Here is a 24,060-nt window from a genome sequence, read left to right on the forward strand (position 1 = left end):
AATTTTTCTTAAAAACGCTATTTAATGTTTTGTTCTGATCTGATATTTATTATAATTTATAACACAGTGGGTAATAATTTAAATTATTAATTAATAGGGGTTTTATATGAAGTATGAAAAAATAAGAATTAATTTAAACTTAAAAAGAAAAAGTGGTATTTTACTTAACATAAGTTCTTTGCCATCTAAATACGGTATTGGAGATTTGGGCAAAGGGGCTTATAAATTTATAGATTTTTTATTTGCATCCTCGCAAAGTTATTGGCAAATGTTTGCTTATTCTCCTATTGATTTTACAAGATCTCCCCCTTATTCAATTTTTTCTGCCTTTGCCGGTAATGTTTATTATATTGATCTAGAAGCTCTTGATAAATTTATAGATTCGGATTTAAACATTTTAAAGGAAAATGAAAGCAGGCACTCTGATTTTAAAAAATTAAGTTTTAAAGATAAATTTCTTAAAGAAGCTGCTTTAAATTTTATTAATAGAGCTTCGGTTGATGAGGTTAGAAGCTTTGAAAAATTTAAAAAAAAGTCTTATTATTGGCTTTTAGATTTTGCAAGTTTTGTTGCATTTAAAGAATATTCTTTAAAAGAATCAAAGGACGCTTTTAATGTTCTTTTTGATAGAGGAATTCTTAAAAGAAATGAACAAGACTTATTTAAATTGAGAAATATTCTCTCAAAAGAGATTAAAGTGCAAGAGGTGTTGCAGTATTTCTTTTTTTCACAGTTTCAAGCTTTAAAGCGCTATGCAAATGGCAAGGGAATTGAGCTAGTTATGAATGTACCGCTTTTTATAGCGTATGATTCTGCTGATGTTTGGGCACATCAAAAATATTTTAAGTTGAGATTTGACGCAAGCAAAGATAAGGTTGCAGGAATTTCTCCAGATTATTTTTTAGAACAAGAGCAAGCTTGGGATAGTCCAGCTTATAGTTGGAATGTTTTAAAGAAAGTTAATTATGAATGGTGGGCAAAAAGGATCGAGATTTTAAAAAAGTATGTAGATGTAATTAAAATTGATCATTTTAGAGGTTTTGTTTCTACCTGGGAAGTTAGTGCTGGTGAGACCTATGCTTTTAATGGGTTGTGGGTAAAATCACCAGGACGAGATTTTTTTAATTTTATTTTAAATGAAATTAAAGATTTAAAAATTTGGGTTGAAGATTTTGAAAATGATCTTGAAGATGTTTCAAGGTTAAGAGATTTTTTTAATTTTCCAGGAATGAGAATAATGAAGCTTGCCTTTGATTTTGATTCGGGCAATCAGAATCTTCCTCATAATTATATTAAAAATTGTATAGTTTACACAGGAATTAGTGATAATGATACAATACTAGAATTTATTAACTCTTTAGATGATTTGCATAAAAAGTATATTTTTGATTATTTAAATACAAATGAAGATTTTGTTGTTTGGGACATGATAAGAAGCGCTATGAGCAGTGTTTCTGACAATGTAATAATACCAATGCAAGATTATATTAGTTTAGGAGATAAATTTAGGGCAAATGTTCCAAAAAATACTCTAGATAATTGGATTTTTAGATTATTAGAAAGTGATTTAGATACTACTTTGAGTAAAAATATAAGTTTTATTACAAGGCTTTACGGTAGGGCTTAAGATTTTTAAGAAGAAATTTGTTATAAAATTCTAATATTTTTGAATTTAAATTAGATCCAATTAATCAAATAAAAATAGTTGTTATTTAATATTTTTTGATTTGCAAGTATTATGTATTAATGTGTATGAAAATTTTTATCTATTGGATAGTTATTTTCTTCTTTTTTGTTTTTAAAATTTTCAGTATATATTCACTAACTGATGAAGAATTTTTTAAAAAATATAGTTTATTTTTTGTTCATAAAGGATTTTTGAGTAAAAATGTTAATGGAAAAATAACTAAAGTTAAAGTTAATGGGATAGATTCCAGGTGGGTTTATCCTTTTCATAAGCTTATTCCTAGTCGAATTACCTCTATTTATGAAGATGTTTATTCTTCAAATTCATTTTTAACTACAAGCAATAATCTTTACGTTTCTTATGATTATTCAAAAAATTTTAGAAAATTAGTGGGAATTAATAAATTTAACAGTAGTGCGTATATTACATCGAGTGCCTTTTCTCAAGGAGAGTATAAGCGTATTGCTATTGGAACTGCGATTCACGGCATTTATCTTAGTGATAATGGAGCTGTTAGTTTTAAAAATTTAAATCGCTTAATTCCTCAGATTTATCTGGGTGCAGGGTATTACGACATTATTAGTGCTATTGAATTTTCAAAAGGAGATTCAAATAATTTATATTTTTCTTCTGGAGTTTATGGAGATATTTTTTTAATTAGTCAGAAAAGTGGACTTATTAAAAAAATTTCTTTTCCTTTTAAAAAGCAAATAATACGTATTTTAGATTTATCTAGCAAGAATGTGGAAAAAATTTTGGTGAGAACATATGACAATCATTTTTATTCTTATTTTAATGGGCAATGGGTATTTATTGGAAAATTGTCTTTGCAGGATCAGAATTTTATTGAAAAATCCCAAAGGATGCAACTTGCTAAGAATAAAGGATCTATTTATTTAACAGCATATACATTGCGCAATAATAGGCTAGTTGATGAAAGATTTAAATTTATTAAAGATTCGGGCATGAATGCTGTTGTAATTGATTTTAAAGATGATAGTGGTAATTTAACTTATTCTAGTAAGCTTTTTTTGCCGAATAAGTTGAGTTCTGTTAAAAACCTGATTGATGTTTCTTATATTCTTAAAAAAGCTAGAGAACTTGGAATTTATGTTATTGCTAGATGTGTTGTATTTAAAGATGCAAAATTGTATTATTATAATAATTTTAAGCATGCTCTTTGGAATAAAAGAACCAATAAGCCTTGGGCTCATTTTATTAAAAAAGTTGATTCTAGTGGGCTTGTGAAATATGTGCAAGTAGAGCATTGGGTAGATATTTTTTCTCCTGCTACTTGGGACTATAATATATCTATTGCAAAAGAAATACAATCTTTTGGAGTTGATGAAATACAGTTTGACTATATTAGATTTCCATCAGATGGTCCTGTATCTCTTGCAACTTCAAGAATGAATAAGTATGAGATGCAGCCTGTTGATGCTCTTGAATCTTTTTTGATTATGGCAAGAGAACAGCTTTATATTCCTATTTCTGTTGATATTTATGGGTACAATGGTTGGTTTCCTACTAATAGTATTGGGCAAAATATTGCAATGTTATCAGATTATGTTGATGTCATATCTCCTATGTTTTATCCTTCACACTATACTAATGATTTTTTGCCAAGCAATTCTTATTATACAAAAAGAGCTTATAAGATTTATAAAGAGGGGAGTGATAGAGCACTTATGTTTTCTTTAGATCGGGTTGTCATTAGGCCTTATGTTCAGGCTTTTTTATTAGGAAAGGAAAGGTTTGTGGATGATGAGATTTATTTGAAGTATTTAAAGTTTCAGCTTAAAGGGGTCAAGGAGTCATTTGGTAGTGGTTTTAGTCTTTGGAACGCATCTAATGTTTATTATATGGTTAAGGGGAGTTTAAAAGAATATTTAGATTCTTTTTAATTATTGTTTCTTGTAAAGGAGATTTATTTGGAACATTTAATTCAATTTTTTTATGTAGGATTTGGTATTTTTTTATTGTATCTTGGTGGTAATTTGCTTTTAAAAAGTTCAGTTGGCATTGCTACCTATTTAAAAGTTCCAACACTTTTAATAGGAGTTACAATAGTATCTTTTTCAACAAGCGCTCCAGAGCTTTTTACAAGTTTAGTAGCGGCTTTTAAGGGTAAAAACGAAATTGTTGTTTCTAATGTTATTGGTAGCAATATTATTAATATGTTACTTGCTCTGCCTTTAGCAGGATTCTTTTTAAGAATTAAGGCAGATTTTAAAAGACTTAAGCTTTCTTTTATGTTTCTGTTTTTATTAATGTTTCTTCTTTTGTTGCTTTCATTTGATTTGAGATCTTTCTCTTTTTTTGCGGCACCTTATAATCGTTTAAGCTCATTTAGTATCTTAATTCTTTTTTTATTCTATCTGTTCTTCTTTTATAAAGAAGAAAAAGCAAATTTTAGCTTGGAAAATTCTTCTCAAGAAGGTGTAAGTAATTTAAATCAGAGTTTAAATTTTATATTTTTAAATACGTTAAGCTTTTTTATTAGCATGTATTTTCTTTATTTGGGATCAAAATTATTGGTGGATGGAGCTCTTTATATTGCCAATAATGTTTTTAATGTTAGTGAAAAGTTGATTGGAATTATAGTTGTAGCTTTTGGGACAAGTGTTCCCGAGCTTGTTGTATCTCTTTTTGCAATAATTAGAAAAGAATCAGACATTGCATTTGGGAACATTATCGGTAGCAATATTTTTAATATCGGGTTTATTTTAGCTAGTAGTAGTTTTTTCAGACCTATCTTGTTACAAGATATTTATATTTTAGATTTTAGTATAATGGTGTTTATAACTTTAGTTTTATTTTTAGTGGTTAAATTTAAAGGAGTTTTTGGTAGAGGTATTTCTTTAATTTTTTTGCTTTTATATATTTTGTATAATTTAATGTTATTTAATTTTTATTGATTATATGATCTTAATTTTGGCTTGTTAATATATTTTTATGTAATAAGCTTTATTATTTTAATGTAATATAAGGAACAATATGAAAAAATTACCAGAAATTTTTTATATGAGTAGCAAAGAAGTAGATATTTTGATTTCTCAACTGGGAATATCTTCTGATGCCCAAAAATCAATTTTGAAAATGATTTTGTCTTATAAAAAGGATGCCATAGATTATTCTTCTTTTATAGAAGAGCATTCTGTAAAAATACGAGGTTTAAAAGGGGAGCTTGATTTTTTATTTCGCAAACTCTATGAAGTTAAAAGGGGAATAGTTACTAATAAAATAGCAATAGATGGAGAATTGTTGCCAGATGAGATAATTTTGACCGATGAAGCCAGTTATGATTTTTATTATTATTCTATTGACGATTTATTTTTGAAAACTTATATAGGAATAGAGCTTTTTAGTTCTTTGCTTACTGTTAAGAATGTAGAATCTAGTTTGTTGGTTTTCCAGAATGAATTTATAACTATTACAGATTCAGATATTAACTACAAATTTTTTGAAACAAAATCACAACTGAAAGAAATATTGGTTTGGAAATCATTAATAATTCCATCTAGTAGGGCTTTATATTTTATTGAGTTTGTTAAAAAAATATTTTTTAATATTGCTTCTAATAATATTGTAAAAGATGTTTTCGTTAGAGTAAAAGGATTAAAGCTTAGTGATTATGAGAGAGCTTTAGAAGAGGGTAAGAATATTATTGCTGCTATTTCCAAGATTCTCTCTGGCATTATTGAAATTAAGGATGAAGTTCTTGGCAAGAAAGGAATCACTTTTTCAAAAAATTATTTTATTTTTTTGGATTTTCTTAATCTTTTTATTAAAAATGAAAAAGACTTGGAAGAGCTTAAGGCTATAGAAGCTATTAAAATCGATGAATCTTTAAAAGCAATTGAAAAGACTTTGGAATTTAAAAAAGGTGCAATTGATAGGGGAGATTTTTCTAGTATCCTAAAAGTTTATTCTGAAGGCCTAAACGATCCTGAAAATTTTTTATTAGTTGCTAATATGTATTTTTTTGAATCTAAAATTCATGATATTTTGCCAAAAATATTTCAAGTAAAAGAAAATTTTTATTTGTACAAACCTTTTGCATATGAGGTTTTTCTAGAAGAATATGAAAAGGTTTTACAATTTCTTAATAGTGAATTGAGGGCTAGTATATTTAAAATTCTTAGTTTTGGGGATGATCCCTCTTCTATTTTTACAGAAGAAGGTTTAGAAGAAGTTATCAATAGATTGGTATCTAAATATATTATGAATGAGTATTGCTTGAAAAATAAAGTCAAATTTCTTGACCTTATTGTTTCTCATTATAGAAGAATTTATAAAACACAAAGTGTTCAAGTCCATCTTAAAGATTTAATTAAAGTCGAAGCAGCTAAATATTTTAAGAGTAGTAACGAACTATTGCCTTTATATAAAATATATAAACTTGATTTGTATTCTCTTTTGAATGCTGCTTATAAAGATTTAAGTTTGTTTAAAAGAATTGTTTTGTTTTTGACAGGCAAGCATCAAAGCTATAAAGAGGCTTTGTCCAGATTGGATTTTAGAGCTGGTTTGAATAAAAGTGGAAGTGGTCTTTTTGATTCAAACGAAAGAGTTAAAAGACAATTGGAAAAAATTAGAAGGCAAAGAGAGGAAATAAAAGCGCAAGTTAGAAATTCTTTTCCCAAAAAGGGTTCAACTTCTAAGCAGGCAGTAAATAAGAACTATACAAAACAAGAACAAGACGAAGCATGGGTTAAATTTGGTGATAGGATACAAAAAAAATAAAGTTTGCAAGTTAAGCGGATTTATTTGTTAAAATAAATCCCTTGGCTTTCTTGCTGTATTTTTTGAAGTTTGGCATTCTGCATAATGCTTTATTTTTCCATTTTCAAATTTTGATTTCATTATAATTTTCCCTCCCCATCGACTTATTAATTCTTTCGAACCCGATCTTTGAGCGTTTTTAGAAATTTTTGCCATTTAAAGCTCCTATTGATAGATTTATTGTATAATAAAATTTATCAAAATAAGATTGATTTATCAAGGAATTTATTCATGTTATTTATAATATTTTTTATTAGTTCTTCTCTTTTTTCAAAAGAAGTTTATTATAGATTTGCAGATTATTCTGTTAATTACAACATAGTAGGTAAATATGAGATTACAAAAGAAGAGTCTGAGGAAGAGTATGGATATAAATTTACTTATGATCGTAATAATAATCTTATTTTAGTTGATTATATTGGTAAGCTTAGCATTTTAATGCCTTCTTTTTTTAATGCAAACCAAATTAAAATAGAAAGGTCTAAACACAGTGAAAGGCGCATATTTCTAAATAGGGGACTTGCTTTTAAGAATAATAATGGTGTTTACATTGAGCATATAGAGTATATGAGTGATGGTAGGATTAAAAATATTTTTAATTATAATAGATCTAATGAAATGGTTAGGGATAGATACGATGTTTCTTATTATCATTTTTTATACGATAATGAGAGAGAGTTTAGTGTTTACAGATTTAATGAATCGGGAATTCAAATCAAAGATTCAAATAATGTGTATTTTGCAAAGATCAGTTATGATCATGCCAAATTTGTTAAAACTGTTTTATATTACGATGAAAATGGTTATATTGTAAGATCAAAAAATGGTACTTGTGGGTTTAGATTAACTTATGATGCCAATCATAATCTTATTAAAGAAGAATATCTTGATAAATCAGCTTACACCGTTTCAAATCCATTTTCTGTAGCTACTAAAATATATCATTATGATGTTGATGGAAAAGTTATTGAGATTTTAAATTATGATATTAATAACAATTTAACTCCTGATGAAAATAATGTAGCAATTTATCGTTATGAATATTATTTTAAAGATAAAGATTGTTATTACAAAGAATATAATTATGACAATAATAATAATTTAACAATCAGTCAAAATGGTTATGCCATGAAGAAGACTATTTTTTATATCCAAAATAATGAAAAAAGGATAATAAACTATAGTAATAAAATCAATAAAAATTATAATAGGGATATTCCAACTGTTTATGAAGAAAAGTATGAAATAATGGATAATTTTAAAGGCATTGCTATTTATAGTTATAAATATGATGACAAGTTTTATCTAATAGAAAATATTTTTTTTGATAAAAATTTTAATTTAATAGCCGATGTCAAAGGTGTAATGATTTACAGATATTCTTACGACAAAGAAGGATTTTTGATTGCTCAAGAACATTTTGGTGGAGATTTTGTTAATCCAATAGATAATTTTGAAGGAGTTTCAAAGTATAAATTTAGTTACGACTCTAATGGCAATATGGTTTCAAAGAAAAATTATTCTAAGGATGGGGTTTTGGTTGCTGATTGTAATTTTGTTTTTGAATATTTATATGAATATGATAAGCAAAATAGGCTTATTTCTCAAAAAAATTTTGGCAGCTTAGGACAATTGCAGGACGATATTCATGGAGTTAGTGTTTATAAATATGAATACAATAAATTTGGGAAAATATCAAAGCAGTCAAATCATGGTCCGGATTTGAGATTAAGAGATGATGTTGGGGGATTTTCAATTTATAAGTGGATTTATGATGCTAGAGGTAATTTAATAGATTTCCAAAAATTTGATTCTTTGGGTAACTTAATCTAAATATTTTCTGTTTTCATATTTTCCTATATTACATAGTAATTCATAATGACTTCTTTTAGAAAATTTACTCATTTCATTTATGCTTAATTTTTCTGATACAATTTCCACTTTTGAACCCGTTTCAACTTTTAAGTCTTTAGGAATTTCTACTATTGTTAGATTCATGCAAACCTTTCCCCTTATTTTACATTTTTTATTGTTTATTAAAAAATAAAAATTATTGTTTATATTTTGAGGTATTCCATCAAAATATCCGATTGGAATAATTCCTATTTTCATATCCTCTTTGGCTTGAAATGTACCTGAATATGAGATTTTTTCACCTTTTTTCACATTTTTGATAAATACTACTTTTGAAAATAAATTTAATACAGGTTTAAAATTTAGAGTAGTTTTTTTGTTTTTTAGTGTTGGACAATAACCATAAAGAATAAGACCCGGTCTTACCATATTAAATTGGGGATTTAGTTTGTAGTTAATAATGTGTCCCGAATTAGAAATATGGACAAATTTTGGATTTATATTTTTTTGTTTAAGCGTTTCCAAAAAAAATAAGAATTGCTCTATTTGTTTTTGTGTGATTTTAAAGTTTTCTGTTGTTGGGAGATGCGAGCAGACCCCTTCTAGTTCTAGAAATTTTGAATTTTGAATATATGTGGCTATTTCAAGAGCGCTATCTATTTTTATTCCATATCTATTCATGCCAACATCAATTTTTAAGTGGACTTTTATTTTCTTTTTTTGCAATGCACATTCTTTTTCTATTAAAAATAGATATTCAAAATCAGCAACAAATGGTAATAATTCAAGTTTAATCAAATTTTTAATTTCTTTTTTATCTACTTTAATGTACATCAATATTTTTGTACTTTTATCAATTTTTTTAAGTGTTTTGGCATCTTCAATATTGGAAAGTCCAAAATAATTTATTTTTTTTGCTTTAAAAAATTTAAAGATATTTATAAGTCCGTGACCATATGCGTCGCCTTTTAAGGTAGCTACTATTTCTTTTTCACCAATTTTATTTTTAATTAAGTTTAAGTTATGCTCCAAATTATTTAAATTTATTATTATTGTTTTGTTACTACTCATGGTTTTATTATTATATATTTTGCTCTCTTAGAAAAGTAAAAATCTTTTCTAAGAGATTTGTGACCTATTCTATAATGGGTATTGGGAATTTTTTTACTTGGTTGCTTCTAAAATATAATCTCAATTTTTTTTGAAAATCATTATATATTTTAGGGTTAATTCTAATTTCATATCTTTTAGTTTCTTTATTTATATTATTTTCTACTGTTATTGCTGCCAAAATATAATGCCAGTTGTTGTTCTTGTAATATTCTGCAATCGTTTTTGAGAGAGATTCAGTTTTTAATGTCCCAAATGAATAAGCGTCTTTTGCAAGCTCTTTTTTTGATTGTTGCTTTCCACTGGTGAGACTGCTAAGATTATTAATAAAGCTGCCTTTATCTGGACTTAAAAATTCTAATTTTGTGATTTTATATTTTCCAGAAGCTTCATTTGATAGGTCAAACGAAATAATAGCAGAAGATCCAATTTTTGAAAATACATTTATAAATGAATAGCTAATTCCAATAAGTTCTTTTATTGGGTCTCCATTCCAATCTGCTAATTCCATGTAAGGCTGACTAACGGCAATATCAACAGATGTAAGTAAAAAACTTTGTTTTAGTTTTTTAATTCTTGTTTTTATATTTTCTTTTACAATATAATTGTTATTTTCGAAGATATTAATTTCGTTTTCAGAAAAAATATTTTTAGCTAGAAAAAGAATTATTACAGTTGAAATAAATTTTTTAAGTCGCATAAAATACTTCCTTTTGTTTATATTTATTATATATCTTCAAATAGATCTCCATTTGTCTCTTTTAAGATGGGATTTTCTTTTAATACTTCTTTTACAAAGTCAATAATTAATTTTGAATTAAGAGAAATTGTATAAATTTCAGTTTTTTGAGTAATCTTGTTTTTAACGGTTAAATTTGCAAGCATATAATTCCAATGACCATTTTGATATGTTAATTGAAAAGCTTTTCTAAGTTCTTCGTCCATCAAGATTCCAAATGGGTATGCAGTAACATATCCTTCTTCTTGTGATTTTTCAGCAATTAGAAGAGAATGTTTAAGTTCTAGGTTGGAACCAGCTGTTATAAGTTTAATATCTTCAATTTCATATTCTTTATCTCCATTTTCAGTTGTTTCAAAAAGTATTAATAGCGATGTGTAACTACTATATTCATCATTCATTTTTATAGGGGATAGTATATAAGAATATCCAAATTTGTTTTTGAATTCTGGCATTGCTTGTCCATCTTTATCTAAGATTGCCATTGCCTTTGTTTTTATCCAAGTTACGTCATGATTTTCATTTACGACTGGCAATTTTTTATTCAAAATTTTTCCTGATATTAAATGTAATTTTCCATCGTTTAAAGGCAATTCATCCCTTATTGGGTTTCCAATAGCTCCGTTTTGTTGTGCAGTTTGTGGCTTTTTAAAAAAAGCGCAACTCAACATTAACATAAGTATTGCTATTAATTTTAAATGCTTATATGTTCTAAATATCATTTTATCTTCTTCCTTTATACCATTTTATGGCTTTTATTGAGCGGCAATTAAAACCGCACTGAATCCTACTAATAATATAGAATACTTATGTCAAAGTCAAGTTGCTTTTTGGTAGTTTATTCTCTTGAAAATCGAATCTTTATTTTTAATCTTACAATAAAGGTATTTCTGCTGCTAAAAAATGAATTATTCCTATAATGATTGCTATAACCCCAATTAACTGCTGATTATTTTCAAGTATTGATTGAAATTTTCCATATTTTTTATTATTTTGAACTTCTGTTGGTAATTTTTGTTTTAAAAACAAGATAAATCCAATTAAAAATAAACTTATAGCTGGAATCAAATTCCCAATTATTGGCAATTTATAGGGCTTGATTATTTCAAGAGTACTAGTTATTAAAAATAATAATCCGAAAATGCTTTTTACCTTTTTGTTATCGTTTATTAAATTTACAAAATCTTCAAAAATTTTAAAAAATTTTATTTTTTCTATTAATATTGGGAAGGCAAGTATTATTCCCCCTAAGATGTTAAGCGAAACAGACATGAAGTATATTTGCATCATATTTTATCCTCTAGATTTTATTCTTTTACTATAAAAAACATTATTATTATCATTACTCCTTAGTATTATACTTAATAAGCTTTCATTTTTATAGATTATGTTAGCATATGTTGTAAAGTTTTTATTGCTTATATAAAGCATATTGCTTTCAATTAATTTATTGTCCAAATAAATATCCAGCTTGGCTTTTCCCAGGTTAGAGAATTTTTTTGCTTGTATGTTTATTTTTAGTGATAATCTGCTTTTGTCTTGTTTATAGCTTATTATCATTTTGATATTGTTTTTATTTTTTTCAAGATTTTGAATTCTGGGAATTAGTAAAATTTTAAAAAATAAAAGAATTATAACAAAGATTATTCCAATAATGATATGTTTTTTCATTTTTTTTTGGTATTCAATTGCTAGTTGTTGATTACAATTAATCTTTTTCATTACATTTGCAAATTTAACTTTTTTATAATTATAATTTCAATAAGACATTTAAATTCCACCAGTAAACACTAACCCCAGTTTTTCCGCCATAAAGTATGCTAAGTATTCCATCTTTAGATAAGCTTTCAGAAAGAAATGTTAAATTTGGAGGTTCAATTAAAGCTATTTGGTCTTTAATTAAGCCTTTGTTGTCTAATTTCCATATTAAATTGTTAGATAAATTTTTCATATTAGTAGAGGCTATTATTTTGTCTTTTTGTATTTTTATTATATTAATAAAGCTTTCCTGTTTATCGTCTAGCAAGTTTTTAGGAAGGGCGATTTTACTTATTACTTCGAATTCTTTTGTTTTTTTTAAACGCATCTTATAGACATATTGATCTTTAATTTTAATTCCAAGATCGTTTATATTTTCATTATCGTCAATGTTTTCATAGTAGGTGATTTTTACATAAAGAGTTTTTTTGTTAACTTCAAAAAAAACCTTGTCTATTGAAATATTGTAGTTTTTCTTTTGGTCATCTATTGTTTTTAGTAGGTTTTTATTGACGTAAATTTTATAAAGCGGAGAAAATTCTTTATCATAAGAATATATTATATAGCCTTCGCTATATATTGATATTATTGCAATGTTGCCGTTTTCATCAACGTTGACATCGTAAATTTGTGGAAATGGTGTTCCGTTTAAACCTTCTTGACCTAAAATTTCTACAGACGAGTTTTTGTTTAGTATTAGTATTCTCATAAAGTAAGCAATATTTTCTTTTTGATTGAATTTTGCTTTTTTATTATCTAATTTGTCTGCAACAATAATGAAATCTTTTAACGGATATATTGATTGAATTCCTTCAAAATCTATTTTTTTTATTTTTAAATCAGGGTTTGTTTTAAATATTCCATTTTGATAAGTTTGTATTAGTTTTCCGTATGAGTTAAAAATCATCAATTTATTTGTTTTTATTTCTGCAATGTATACTAACCCATTATACGTTTTGATATCAAATTTTGAATTTGTAAATTTGTTATCCAAGGGCATTATTGCACCAGGCAGTGTCCCGAATGGTATTTTAAATTGTTCTTCTCCTAATTCGTTTAAAGTTTTAGTATTACATGATATAATTGCAAAAAGTAAGCTTAATGTAAAAATTTTATAGTGTTTTTTCATATTTTTTATTTTATCATTTAAAATGAAAAATGACTTTAAGTCAATTATTTAGGAGAATTAATACCTACCATGTTAAAAGCAGTACTTGAGAGAACCATTGGCTCAAAAAGTAAAAGAGATTTAAAAGATTATCTTCCAACTTTAAGAAATATTAATAAGCTTGAGCGTTGGGCATTGTTATTATCAGATGAAGATTTTTCAAAAGAGACGGAAAAGCTTAAAGATGAATTAAAATCGGGCAACTCTTTAGAGAGTATTTTAGAGCGAGCTTTTACTCTGTCTAGAGAAGCTGCTAGAAGGCGTCTTAAGGAAAGGCCTTATGATGTGCAAATCATTGCGGGGCTTGCTCTTCACAAAGGCAAAATAATAGAGATGAAGACAGGAGAAGGAAAAACCCTCTCGTCAGTTCAAGCGGCTTATTTGAATAGTTTAACAGGAGATGGGGTTATTATTGTTACTGTTAATGACTATCTTGCAGAGCGTGATTCCAATTGGATGAAGCCAGTTTTTGATCTTTTGGGTGTTAGCGTGGGGGTTGTTCTATCTAATATGGATTATGAGCTAAGAAAAGCTCAATATGCCAAAGATATTACTTATGTTACAAACAATGAACTTGGATTTGATTACTTAAGAGATAATATGCGTTATGACTTGAATGAAAAATCTTTAAGAAAGTTTAATTATTGTATTATTGATGAGATCGATTCTATTTTGATTGATGAAGCAAGAACCCCTTTGATTATTTCAGGACCTACTGAAGGCAATACCAATGCTTATCTTGAAGTTAATTCTCTTGTATCTTTTTTAAAAGAGTGTTCCAAGGATTCCAAAACAGGTGATTATCCTTTAGAAATAGACGACCTTGATGGCGATTACACTGTTGATGAGAAAGCCAAAAGAATTTCTTTTACTGCTAAAGGACTTAATAATCTTGAGCAGCTTTTAGTTTCTAAAGGCATTATTAGTGGATCTATGTATACTGATTCAAATTTTAATTATGTTCATTATATGACACAAGCCTTGAAAGCGCATTTGCTTTTTTTAAAAAATAGAGAATATATTGTTGGTGATTCTGGAGTTGAGATTGTAGATGAATTTACCGGTAGAGTTTTAACAGGACGAAGATATTCTGATGGACTTCATCAAGCTATTGAGGCTAAAGAAGGAGTTAGAGTTGCTAATGAAAATAAGACCATGGCAACCATTACTTTCCAAAATTTATTTAGAATGTTTAATAAAATTTCTGGCATGACGGGTACAGCTGATACAGAAGCTAAGGAATTCCACAGAATATATAATCTTGATGTAGTTGTAGTTCCAACAAATAGATTGTTAGCGCGAATAGATGAAGATGATACTATTTATTATACGGAAGAATTTAAGTTTAATGCGATTACAGATGAGGTTTATAAAACTTATAAGAAGGGGCAACCGGTTTTAGTGGGAACTGTTTCTATTGAAAAATCTGAGATTTTATCAGCTATGTTTAAAAGTAGAGGAATTAAGCACGAAGTTCTTAATGCAAAAAATCATTCTCGAGAAGCATTTATTATTGCTGAAGCTGGAGCAAAACATGCGGTTACAATTGCAACAAATATGGCTGGTCGTGGTACTGATATTAAACTTGGAGGCAATATTGAGCACAGGGTTAGAAAAAAAATTGGAACTAATGTAAGCCTTGAAGAATTTCAAGAGGCTGTTAAAAATGAGAGAGAAGATTACCTAAAAGATTATAATGAGGTTAAAAGTCTTGGTGGGCTTTATGTTATTGGTAGTGAACGTCACGAATCAAGGCGAATAGACAATCAGCTTCGTGGGCGTAGCGGAAGACAAGGCGACCCTGGGCGTTCAAGATTTTATGTGTCGCTTGAAGATGATTTAATGCGCCTTTTTGCTGGAGACAACCTGAGGTCATTAATGGGTAAGCTTGGAATGGCAACGGGAGAGCCTATTACACATTCTCTTTTAACCAAATCTTTGATTAATGCCCAAAAAAGAGTAGAAGACAGAAATTTTGAAATTAGAAAGCATTTATTGGAGTATGACGATGTTATTACAAAGCAGAGAGATTTTATTTATGCCCAGAGAAATTCTATTCTTGAAGATACAGCTATTAAGGATCGTATTCTTATTGCTTTAGAGGAATATCTTACTTTTTTGCTTGAGGGAGCAAAAAGTAGCACAGTTTCAAATGTTTTTTTAAATGAAGTAAATTTAATTTTTGCCTACATGCTTGAAGGTCTTGGTTCTATTGAAAATATTAATTCTCTTGATTTAAAGGCCAAGTTAATGCAAATAGCAAAGGCAAATTTAGATGAGAAGGAGAATTCGATCGGCAGAGATCTTTTTAATGGATTTTTAAGATACGAATATTTGAGAAATATTGATTCTAAATTTCAAGAGCATCTTGCAAATTTAGATTCTTTAAGAGAGGCTGTTTATCTAAGGTCTTATGCTAATAAAAATCCAATTACAGAGTACAAGGAAGAGGGGTTTTTAATATTTAGCGAGCTTATTAAGGATATTAAAGTGTCTACCATAAGGCGTGTTCTTCAGTTGAAATTGGATAGCAATTCTTCCAATTTTAAGTCAGTAAAGAAATCTAAAAATGTTAATTCAATCCATAAAGAACTTTCAGGAATTGTTATTAATGAAAATAAAAGCGTTTCTAATGTTCAAGTAGTTAGAAGTTCTCCCAAAATAGGTAGAAATGAGCCTTGTTATTGTGGAAGTGGGAAGAAATATAAAAATTGTCATGGTAAAAGTTAGAACAGGAGGTTATTATGTTTAAATTGCCAGAACTTGGTTACAATTATGATGCTGTTGAGCCTTATATTGATGCCAAAACTATGGAAATTCATCATAGCAAACATCATAATGGTTTTGTAATAAATTTGAATTCTATTTTAGAAAAAATGGGCAAAAGTCATTTAGAAGACGTTTCAAACATATTAATAAATATTCATGATTTTCCAGATGAATTTCAAACCCCAATTAGAAATAATGCTGGAGGGTATTCTAACCATACTCTATATTTTAGAACTTTAAAACCAGGAAACAAGAGTAATCTTTTGGAAAAGTTTGAAAATGATATTAATGTAACTTTTGGAAGTCTAGATGTTCTTAAGGCCAGCTTGAAAGATACCGCAATGAAAATTTTTGGAAGTGGTTGGGCATGGTTAGTATTGTGTCCTGATAGTGGGCTTAAAGTGATTTCAATGCCTAATCAGGATAGTCCTTTAATGAAGTCTTATAAACCGGTTTTAGGTATTGATGTTTGGGAGCATGCTTATTATCTTAAATATCAAAATAGAAGAATTGAATATGTCGATGCATTTTTAAAGGCTTTAAATTGGGAAGAAGTTTCAAAAATTTACAATGAAGCTCACAATTAGTTTTTATTTTATAAAGATTTGTAATTTTAGAGTTAGTATTTTATTTTAAAATTTTAAGTAATTTATTTTAAGTCATTATTAAAGTTTTTTCTTTCTATGTCATTAAAGTACTCTACTGTTCCGACTTTTAATTCGTAAGTTGCATTTTTGTCAGATACTATGATTGCATTTTTATGCAATTGAAGTGCGCTAATTGTCCACATATGATTAATGCCTTTTTCAATGGCATGCTTTAATGCTCTTGCTTTGTTATGTCCGTTTACTATTATTAAAATTTCTTGCGAATCCATAATTGTTCCAATTCCAACAGTTAGAGCGCTTTTGGGAACTTTGTTCACATTTCCTTCAAAAAATCTTGAATTAGCAATGATTGTATCTTGGGTTAAAGTTTTAATTCTTGTTCTTGATGTTAAGGAGGAGCCCGGTTCGTTAAAAGCAATGTGGCCATCAGGTCCGATTCCACCTACAAAAAGCATGATTCCTCCGAAAGATTTGATTTTTTTTTCATACTCTTCACATTCTTTTTCGAGATTTAAAGCATTTCCATTTAATATATTTATGTTTTCTTTTTTAATATCAATATGAGAAAAAAAATTTTTCCACATAAATGAATGGTAACTTTCAGGATGATTTTGTTCGATTCCTATGTATTCATCCATGTTAAAAGTTATGACATTTTGAAATGAAATTTTTCCACTTTTATTTAATTCAATTAAATTCTTGTACATACCGATTGGAGAGCTTCCTGTTGGAAGTCCAAGGATAAATGGCTTTTTTTTTGTTGGAGAAAATTCTTTAATTTTTTGTGCTACGTGATTGGCTGCCCACTTTGATACGTCTTCATGCGTAGGTCTGATTATTAATCTCATTGTGATCTCCTTAAAATAGGTTAAAGTTAGAGATTGTTAAAAATTATTTTAGATTCTATCATTGTTAATTTTAGATTAAAATCTTTATCTAAGACATTGATGTTTGCATCGTATCCATGGCATATTAACCCCTTTTTGTCAATATTAAGAATTCTTGTTGGATTGTAAGAGCTTGCTTGAACAGCATCGCTCAAACTGTAGCCGAATTCTATTAAATTTTTAAGACCTTGTATCATTGTAAGTGTTGATCCAGCTATTGTGTTGCTTTTTACGCTGTGGAATAATCCATCTTCTGCAATATAAACTTCATCTCCGTTTGCAATTAGTTTTCCAGAAGTTTGAAAATTTGGAGTAAGTCCATCAGTTACAAGTACTATTTTACTTATATCTTTAAGCTTTCTAAGCATTAAAACTAATTTTGGGTGTATATGATGACCATCTGCAATAATTTCACAAGAAACGTCACCGTGTATTAATACTGCTCCTATTGCGTTTGGATTTCTGTGGTCAAGTTTTGACATTGCGTTGAAAAAATGGGTTGTGTGAAGTATTCCAACTTGAAATCCTTCGATCATATTTTCATATTTTGCGTTTGTGTGTCCTGCTTGAAGGTTTATATTATTTTCAAGGCAAAATATTGCAAGTTCTCTCATTCCTTTAAGCTCGGGAGCAACAGTCATTGTTTTTATGTGTGTTTTTCTTTTGCCGTTTGATCCTGTAAATATCCCGCCAGCAGCATCTATTAGTTTTTGCATAACTTTAATGCTAGGCTCATGAAGATAAGAAACAGGGTGCGCTCCTCTTTTTTCAGGGGAAAAAAATGGCCCTTCAAGGTGAAGTCCTAGAATTTTAGCTCCCTTTTCTTTACCAATTGCTGCTGTACAAGCTTTTATTATTTGAATCATTTCATCTATTGGTCTTGGATAAAGAGTTGGTAAAAATCCTACTACGCCATATTGTGCTAAATGCTCTGACATTTTAAGTATTGATTCTGTTGAACACTGGTCTGTTCCATAACCGTGAAATCCATGAATATGGCTGTCGTAAAGTCCGGGAGTTATATAGTTGCCTTTTGTATCAATCATTTGATATTCTCTAAGATCCATTTTTTTAAGCCTATCAGATGTTACAATATCAAAAATTTTATTATCTTTAATTAGGACCGCTGAATTATCTAGTTTGTCATTTCCAGTTAAAACGGATTTTGAGTTGAATAAACAAAAATTTAGCATTTTCATGTTCCTTTTAATTTATTTTACTATAAACATTAATCTTTTTTAAAGTTTTTGTTTTTTATATTTTTTTATTTTAAAGTATTTAGATGCTTAAGGGTTGAATTTTTTAAATTTATTAAAATTATTATATTTTATTTTCAATTTTATTAATGATATAATGTGTTTTGGAGGGCATTGTTATGGTATCAGGATTTTTTGTTCCTGGACTTGAGAGCAAATATAATACTAAAGAAATTCGTGAATCCATGCTTAAGCCCGATAAAGCCAAAATTGATTCTTCTTTTAAGAAACTTGAATCTTTAGAGCAAGAGAAAAGTGCTTGGCAGTTAATTAATAGAAAAATCTCTACTTTAAATTCTCTTGCAAAAGAATTGACCTCACTTAACAGTCCTTTTAATTTAATGTCAGGAAATTCTAGTAATAGTGAAGTTTTGACCCTGTCTACTCGATATGGATCTAAGAATGAGACTCACAAGTTAATTGTTGATCAAATAGCGTCAGCCGATGTTTTTTTGTCTTCAAACTTTGATCCTAAAAAAGTTACAATTCCAGAAGGAGAATATGTATTTTTAGTTGGCAAGAAAGAAATTAATGTAAAAAGTAATGGTAACATTGATTTACTTGTAAGGGATATTAATAACAAGGGAAAAGGCTTTTTGTCTGCAAAAATAGTAAAAAGTGATAAAAACGGGAATAGTCGTTTTATTTTGCAATCCTTAAAGGAAGGTAAAGAAAATAAACTTATTATAAAAGGGGAAGGATTAGCTTTTGCTAAGCAAATTGGCATTTTAAGCGAATTGAAAACCAATTTTAATCCCAACCTTTCAGATATTGTTGTAAATCAATCTAGTAGTAATAATAGACTTGCTTTTGAAAATAATAATCTTGTTTTAAATCCACTTTCAGAGGTGTCGATTGAAATCCCTGAAGATATTGAAATTACATCTAGGAGTAAAATTAAATTTGAAGTTAAGTATTTTGATACAGGTTTAGAAGAGTCTGATAGTAAAATTATTTTTAATCCTGGAGAAGCTACATTTAAGGATGCAAAAGTCGACAGTGAAGATAGTGTGGTTGATCTTGGATCTGATTTAAAAACTCCTTTGGAAAAAAAATATATTCAAATGAATATGGTTAAAATATCTAGCAAGGAAGGTTCCTTGGAGCTTCCTTTAATAAATATTTCAAATAATTTTGAAGAAGTTGAAGTTGATATTGGAGCTCTTTCTAATTTAGAAGAAATAAATATTGAAAATAAAGCGAATAATAAAGTAGTTGTGATTAGTAATGTCGAAGTTTTTGATCCAAAAAATAGAGATGGTTATTTGCCAATAAATGCTAAAAGTTTTGCTGAGAATGCAAAAATTAAATTTGATGGAGTAGATGTTGAGAGAGATTCAAATGTTATTAATGATTTAGTTCCAAATGTGACATTAAGTTTAAAAAAAGCTTCAAGCGATATGGTTGAGGCTAAGGTTGAGCCCGATTATGAGGGGATTAAGAGAATTCTTTTAGATTTTATTGGTGCCTATAATGAGGTTCTTGCTGAGATTAATATTGTAAGTTCCAACGAAGATCAACTTGGTAATCAAAAGTCTAGTATAGTTGAAGAATTGACTTATCTTAGTGAGTCTCAAAAAGAAGAGGCTTATAAAAATTTAGGCATTCTAAGGTCTGAATTTTTATTAAAAAATCTTAAATCTAGACTAGAATCTATAATTTTTAAGCCCTATGTTACTAGTGATCCTAATTTTTCAATAATTAATCAGATAGGAGTTTTTACTAACTCCATTTCTTCTTCTGGTGGACTTTCTAGATATTTAAGACTTGACGAGAAAAAGTTTGATGAATCAATTCGCAATAACATTGATAATGTTAGAGAACTTTTTTTATTTGACCTTAATGGTGACAGAGTATATGATAATGGGATTGCTAAAATGCTAGGAGATTGTTTGTCTCCTTTTGTGACTTCTGGGGGAGTTATTTATAATAAAATAAAAAATTACGACTTGAAGATTATTGATCAAAAAAATAAAGTTGAAGACTATAAAAAGAAGTACGATGATAGAGAAAGGAAAATAGAAGGAGAACTTAACACCTTAGATTTTACTGTTAAGCGCATGAAAGATCAAGAAAATACATTAAAGGCTTTTGATTTTAATCAGAGAAATAGATAATAATTATTTTAATGCTATTGCTATCTACGTTTCTTTTTTTTAATTTTTTGTGCTATTCTTTTTAACAGGCGAAAGGATTTGCCAAAAATAAATAATTAAACTTTATCATGGAGGAATGATATATGATTATAAATCATAATACATCAGCTATTAATGCTTCAAGAAATAATGCCATTAATGCTGCTAATCTTAGTAAAACCCAAGAGAAGCTTTCTAGTGGTTACAGAATTAATCGAGCTTCTGATGATGCTGCTGGTATGGGGGTTTCTGGCAAGATTAATGCTCAAATAAGAGGCTTATCACAAGCTTCTAGAAACACTTCAAAAGCTATCAATTTTATTCAGACAACAGAAGGAAATTTAAATGAAGTAGAAAAAGTTTTAGTAAGAATGAAAGAATTAGCAGTTCAATCAGGTAACGGAACGTATTCAGACTCAGACAGAGGTTCTATACAGATTGAAATAGAGCAACTTACAGACGAAATTAATAGAATTGCTGATCAGGCTCAATATAACCAAATGCACATGTTGTCAAACAAATCTGCTTCCCAAAATGTAAAAACAGCTGAAGAGCTTGGAATGCAGCCTGCAAAAATTAACACACCAGCATCACTTTCAGGATCTCAAGCTTCTTGGACTTTAAGAGTTCATGTGGGAGCAAATCAAGATGAAGCAATTGCTGTAAATATTTATTCAGCTAATGTTGCAAATCTTTTTGCTGGTGAGGGAGCTCAAGCTGCTCAGGCTGCACCTGTTCAAGAGGGTGCTCAAGAAGAAGGAGCTCAGCAACCAACACCTGCTACAGCACCTACTCAAGGTGGAGTTAATTCTCCTGTTAATGTTACAACCACAGTTGATGCTAATACATCACTTGCTAAAATAGAAAATGCTATTAGAATGATAAGTGATCAAAGAGCAAATTTAGGTGCTTTCCAAAATAGACTTGAATCTATAAAGAATAGCACTGAGTATGCTATTGAAAATCTAAAAGCATCTTATGCTCAAATAAAAGATGCTACAATGACAGATGAGGTTGTAGCAGCTACAACTAATAGTATTTTAACTCAATCTGCAATGGCAATGATTGCACAGGCTAATCAAGTTCCTCAATATGTTTTGTCATTGCTTAGATAAAATTTTAAATTAATTAGTACAAATTATTAACAAAAGATCCTTTAAAGGATCTTTTGTTTTTTTATTTCGTATCGGTAAAAATTTAATAATTTTTAGTATAATTTATAGTGATGTGTTATAAAGTATAATGCAGGCTTATTGAGGAGTTTGCTTTGGATAGGGTTACTGTTAAAATTAGAGATTGTTATAAAGTATTTTCTTATTATGTTGACAAAAAGCAGATAAGTCAAGTTATAAAAGACTATGAAGATGGCAAAGATAGAATGCAAATTTACAAAGAAACTTCTATTTTTATTGCAAATGCCAATATTAATCTTGATGTTTATGAAAATGAAATTCTAGTTATTATGGGCATGTCGGGCTGCGGCAAGTCCACTTTAGTCAGATGTTTAAATGGTATTTATAAAATAGATTCAGGGTCTATTTTAGTAAATAACATGGAAATGAATGCCATAAATCGCAAAGATCTTTCTAATTTAAGAAAAGATAAATTTGCAATGGTTTTTCAAAATTTTGGACTTTTCCCCCATATGAATGTATTGAGAAATGTTACTTATGGACTTGAGGTTAAGCATATCCCCAGGAAGATCAGAGAGGAGCGTGCTATTGAGGTATTAAATCTTGTAGGACTTGAAGATTCAAAATATAAGTATATTAACGAACTTTCTGGAGGGATGAAACAAAGAGTTGGAATAGCAAGAGCATTAGTGGTTAATCCAGACATTCTTTTAATGGATGAAGCTTTTTCGGCACTTGATCCTTTAATTAAAGGAGAAATGCAAGAAGAGCTTTTGAGGTTAGTAGCTAAGCTTAAAAAGACAGTTGTGTTTATCACTCATGATTTAATTGAAGCTTTTAAATTGGGACATAGAATTGCTTTTATGAGAGATGGAGAAATCATTCAAGTTGGCAAACCTTTGGAAATTTTGGCTAATCCTAGCACAGATTTTATATCTCATTTTATTAAAAATTTGCCTGTTTTAAATATTTTAAAAATAAAAGATATTTTAAAAGATGATTTTAATTTAAACTCTGATATTGATAATGGTTTAAATGTTATTATTAAATATCAAGATGAAAATTTTAGCTTATACGATAAAGCCCTTAATAAAAGATACGACAATCTTGTATCTTTAGATTTAGAACTAAATGATGAAATAAAAAAAATTGTTGAATACTTGAATAAGCAAGACTATTTAATAATAAAAGAAAGAGGAACCGTTATCGGATATATTAATTTAAATGAAATTTCCGATTTATTGTCAAGATAGGAATTTATGAGTAAAGATTTTTTTATATCAAAAATAGATAATTTTTTTGATTTTTTGGTTGATAATTTTTCAATTTCTGATGGGGTAGGTTTTTCTAAAAGTATAATTTTTTTATATGAAAAGTTAAAAAATTTATTTCTTTTTGTTAACCCTATTCTTTTGATTTTGATTGTATGCTTGTTAAGTTTTGTTTTCTTGAAAAAGAGACTTGTATTTTTAATTTTGCCCGGATTTTTTTTTATTTTGTATTTTAATCTTTGGGAAGCTTCAATGGATACAATAGCTATTATATTTGTTTCCGTATTTGTTTCTGTTATCTTAGGAATTCCCATAGGTATTTTAGGGGGATATTTCCCAAGATTTTATGTTTTTTTAAAACCCATTTTAGATCTAATGCAAGCTATGCCTCCGTTTATTTACTTAATTCCTGCTATTCCTTTTTTTGGAATGGGCACAGCTTCTGCTATTTTTGCTACAATAGTTTTTGCCATGCCTCCTGTTATTAGATATACAAGGTTAGGAATTGTTCAGGTTTCAGATGAAGTAATAGAAGCAGCCAAGTCTTTTGGTAGTAGTAATTTACGTATTCTTTTACAGGTTCAGCTTCCCCTTTCTCTTCAGAGTATAATTGAAGGTATTAATCAGTCAATAATGATGGCGATATCTATGATAGTAATTGCTGCAATGGTTGGGTCGTCTGGTTTAGGCAGGACTGTGATTTACTCTATAGAAAGATTAAATTTTGGAGAGGGTTTAATATCTGGATTAGCAGTTGTGATTATAGCTATTATTTTGGATAGGATTATGCAATCCATCTTTATTAAATTCAGTTATTTAAATACAGATCATTATGGTGGAAAGAGGGAAAATAAATTTAAAAGATTTTTAGAAATGTATAATAAATAAATGGGGGATATT

Annotated in this window: 20 protein-coding genes; 11 read left to right on the forward strand and 9 right to left on the reverse strand. The window is 28.4% G+C overall.

Annotated elements, in window-relative coordinates; translation table 11 throughout:
- Window positions 1-106 precede the first annotated feature (106 nt).
- From malQ to HNP63_RS03480, 4 genes are all read left to right on the forward strand, one after another.
- A complete protein-coding gene (gene malQ / locus HNP63_RS03465; protein WP_004790168.1) occupies window positions 107-1,627 on the forward strand; it encodes a 4-alpha-glucanotransferase in 1,521 nt (506 codons plus the stop codon).
- Window positions 1,628-1,746: 119 nt separating this feature from the next.
- A complete protein-coding gene (locus HNP63_RS03470) occupies window positions 1,747-3,591 on the forward strand; it encodes a putative glycoside hydrolase (RefSeq protein WP_014486345.1) in 1,845 nt (614 codons plus the stop codon).
- 27 nt (window positions 3,592-3,618) lie between these two features.
- Window positions 3,619-4,605, forward strand: coding sequence for a calcium/sodium antiporter (locus HNP63_RS03475; RefSeq protein WP_004790304.1), 987 nt, complete (start codon window positions 3,619-3,621; stop codon window positions 4,603-4,605).
- Window positions 4,606-4,684: 79 nt separating this feature from the next.
- Window positions 4,685-6,433, forward strand: a complete 1,749-nt coding sequence (locus HNP63_RS03480) for a hypothetical protein (protein ID WP_011600861.1) — start codon at window positions 4,685-4,687, stop codon at window positions 6,431-6,433.
- A 27-nt stretch (window positions 6,434-6,460) separates the two neighbouring features.
- Here HNP63_RS03480 and HNP63_RS03485 read toward each other — a convergent pair whose 3' ends face one another.
- Window positions 6,461-6,628 carry a hypothetical protein gene (locus HNP63_RS03485; protein ID WP_004790670.1) on the reverse strand — a complete coding sequence of 56 codons (168 nt, stop codon included), beginning with the start codon at window positions 6,626-6,628 and terminating at the stop codon, window positions 6,461-6,463.
- A gap of 75 nt (window positions 6,629-6,703) precedes the next feature.
- Here HNP63_RS03485 and HNP63_RS03490 point away from each other — a divergent pair, with 75 nt between their 5' ends.
- Window positions 6,704-8,305 (forward strand): RHS repeat domain-containing protein, encoded by a 1,602-nt coding sequence (locus HNP63_RS03490; protein WP_011600860.1) that lies wholly within the window; start codon window positions 6,704-6,706, stop codon window positions 8,303-8,305.
- On the opposite strand, the gene alr is transcribed toward HNP63_RS03490, so the two are convergent.
- From alr to HNP63_RS03520, 6 genes are all read right to left on the reverse strand, one after another.
- Window positions 8,297-9,415, reverse strand: coding sequence for an alanine racemase (alr, locus tag HNP63_RS03495; RefSeq protein WP_110482913.1), 1,119 nt, complete (start codon window positions 9,413-9,415; stop codon window positions 8,297-8,299). The genes HNP63_RS03490 and alr overlap by 9 nt on opposite strands.
- A gap of 46 nt (window positions 9,416-9,461) precedes the next feature.
- Window positions 9,462-10,136 (reverse strand): S2/P23 family protein, encoded by a 675-nt coding sequence (locus HNP63_RS03500; RefSeq protein ID WP_011600859.1) that lies wholly within the window; start codon window positions 10,134-10,136, stop codon window positions 9,462-9,464.
- 26 nt (window positions 10,137-10,162) lie between these two features.
- Complete coding sequence (locus HNP63_RS03505; RefSeq protein ID WP_004790286.1) at window positions 10,163-10,897, reverse strand: S2/P23 family protein; 735 nt, start codon at window positions 10,895-10,897, stop codon at window positions 10,163-10,165.
- Between the two features lie 151 nt (window positions 10,898-11,048).
- Entirely contained in the window at window positions 11,049-11,465 is a 417-nt protein-coding gene (locus HNP63_RS03510) for a hypothetical protein (RefSeq protein WP_038850763.1), read from the reverse strand.
- 3 nt (window positions 11,466-11,468) lie between these two features.
- Window positions 11,469-11,897 carry a hypothetical protein gene (locus HNP63_RS03515; protein ID WP_004790606.1) on the reverse strand — a complete coding sequence of 143 codons (429 nt, stop codon included), beginning with the start codon at window positions 11,895-11,897 and terminating at the stop codon, window positions 11,469-11,471.
- Window positions 11,898-11,925: 28 nt separating this feature from the next.
- Complete coding sequence (locus HNP63_RS03520) at window positions 11,926-13,062, reverse strand: LIC_12708 family protein (protein ID WP_044052138.1); 1,137 nt, start codon at window positions 13,060-13,062, stop codon at window positions 11,926-11,928.
- A 69-nt stretch (window positions 13,063-13,131) separates the two neighbouring features.
- On the opposite strand from HNP63_RS03520, the gene secA reads away from it, so the two are divergent.
- Both secA and HNP63_RS03530 read left to right on the forward strand, forming a co-directional pair.
- Complete coding sequence (secA, locus tag HNP63_RS03525) at window positions 13,132-15,831, forward strand: preprotein translocase subunit SecA (protein WP_004790288.1); 2,700 nt, start codon at window positions 13,132-13,134, stop codon at window positions 15,829-15,831.
- A gap of 14 nt (window positions 15,832-15,845) precedes the next feature.
- Complete coding sequence (locus tag HNP63_RS03530; RefSeq protein ID WP_004790438.1) at window positions 15,846-16,457, forward strand: superoxide dismutase; 612 nt, start codon at window positions 15,846-15,848, stop codon at window positions 16,455-16,457.
- Between the two features lie 62 nt (window positions 16,458-16,519).
- On the opposite strand, the gene nagB is transcribed toward HNP63_RS03530, so the two are convergent.
- Window positions 16,520-17,326, reverse strand: coding sequence for a glucosamine-6-phosphate deaminase (gene nagB / locus HNP63_RS03535; RefSeq protein WP_183227222.1), 807 nt, complete (start codon window positions 17,324-17,326; stop codon window positions 16,520-16,522).
- Window positions 17,327-17,352: 26 nt separating this feature from the next.
- Window positions 17,353-18,558 (reverse strand): N-acetylglucosamine-6-phosphate deacetylase, encoded by a 1,206-nt coding sequence (nagA, locus tag HNP63_RS03540; protein WP_004790199.1) that lies wholly within the window; start codon window positions 18,556-18,558, stop codon window positions 17,353-17,355.
- Between the two features lie 182 nt (window positions 18,559-18,740).
- Here nagA and fliD point away from each other — a divergent pair, with 182 nt between their 5' ends.
- From fliD to HNP63_RS03560, 4 genes are all read left to right on the forward strand, one after another.
- The gene (gene fliD, locus HNP63_RS03545; protein ID WP_183227224.1) at window positions 18,741-20,738 is read left to right on the forward strand and encodes a flagellar filament capping protein FliD; all 1,998 of its coding nucleotides are present in this window, start codon (window positions 18,741-18,743) and stop codon (window positions 20,736-20,738) included.
- A 122-nt stretch (window positions 20,739-20,860) separates the two neighbouring features.
- Window positions 20,861-21,871 carry a flagellin FlaB gene (gene flaB, locus HNP63_RS03550; RefSeq protein WP_004790292.1) on the forward strand — a complete coding sequence of 337 codons (1,011 nt, stop codon included), beginning with the start codon at window positions 20,861-20,863 and terminating at the stop codon, window positions 21,869-21,871.
- 152 nt (window positions 21,872-22,023) lie between these two features.
- Window positions 22,024-23,142, forward strand: a complete 1,119-nt coding sequence (locus HNP63_RS03555) for an ATP-binding cassette domain-containing protein (protein ID WP_004790686.1) — start codon at window positions 22,024-22,026, stop codon at window positions 23,140-23,142.
- 6 nt (window positions 23,143-23,148) lie between these two features.
- Window positions 23,149-24,048, forward strand: a complete 900-nt coding sequence (locus HNP63_RS03560) for an ABC transporter permease (RefSeq protein ID WP_044052135.1) — start codon at window positions 23,149-23,151, stop codon at window positions 24,046-24,048.
- Window positions 24,049-24,060: the final 12 nt, after the last annotated feature.

Source organism: Borreliella afzelii (assembly GCF_014202295.1).
Classification (GTDB): domain Bacteria; phylum Spirochaetota; class Spirochaetia; order Borreliales; family Borreliaceae; genus Borreliella; species Borreliella afzelii.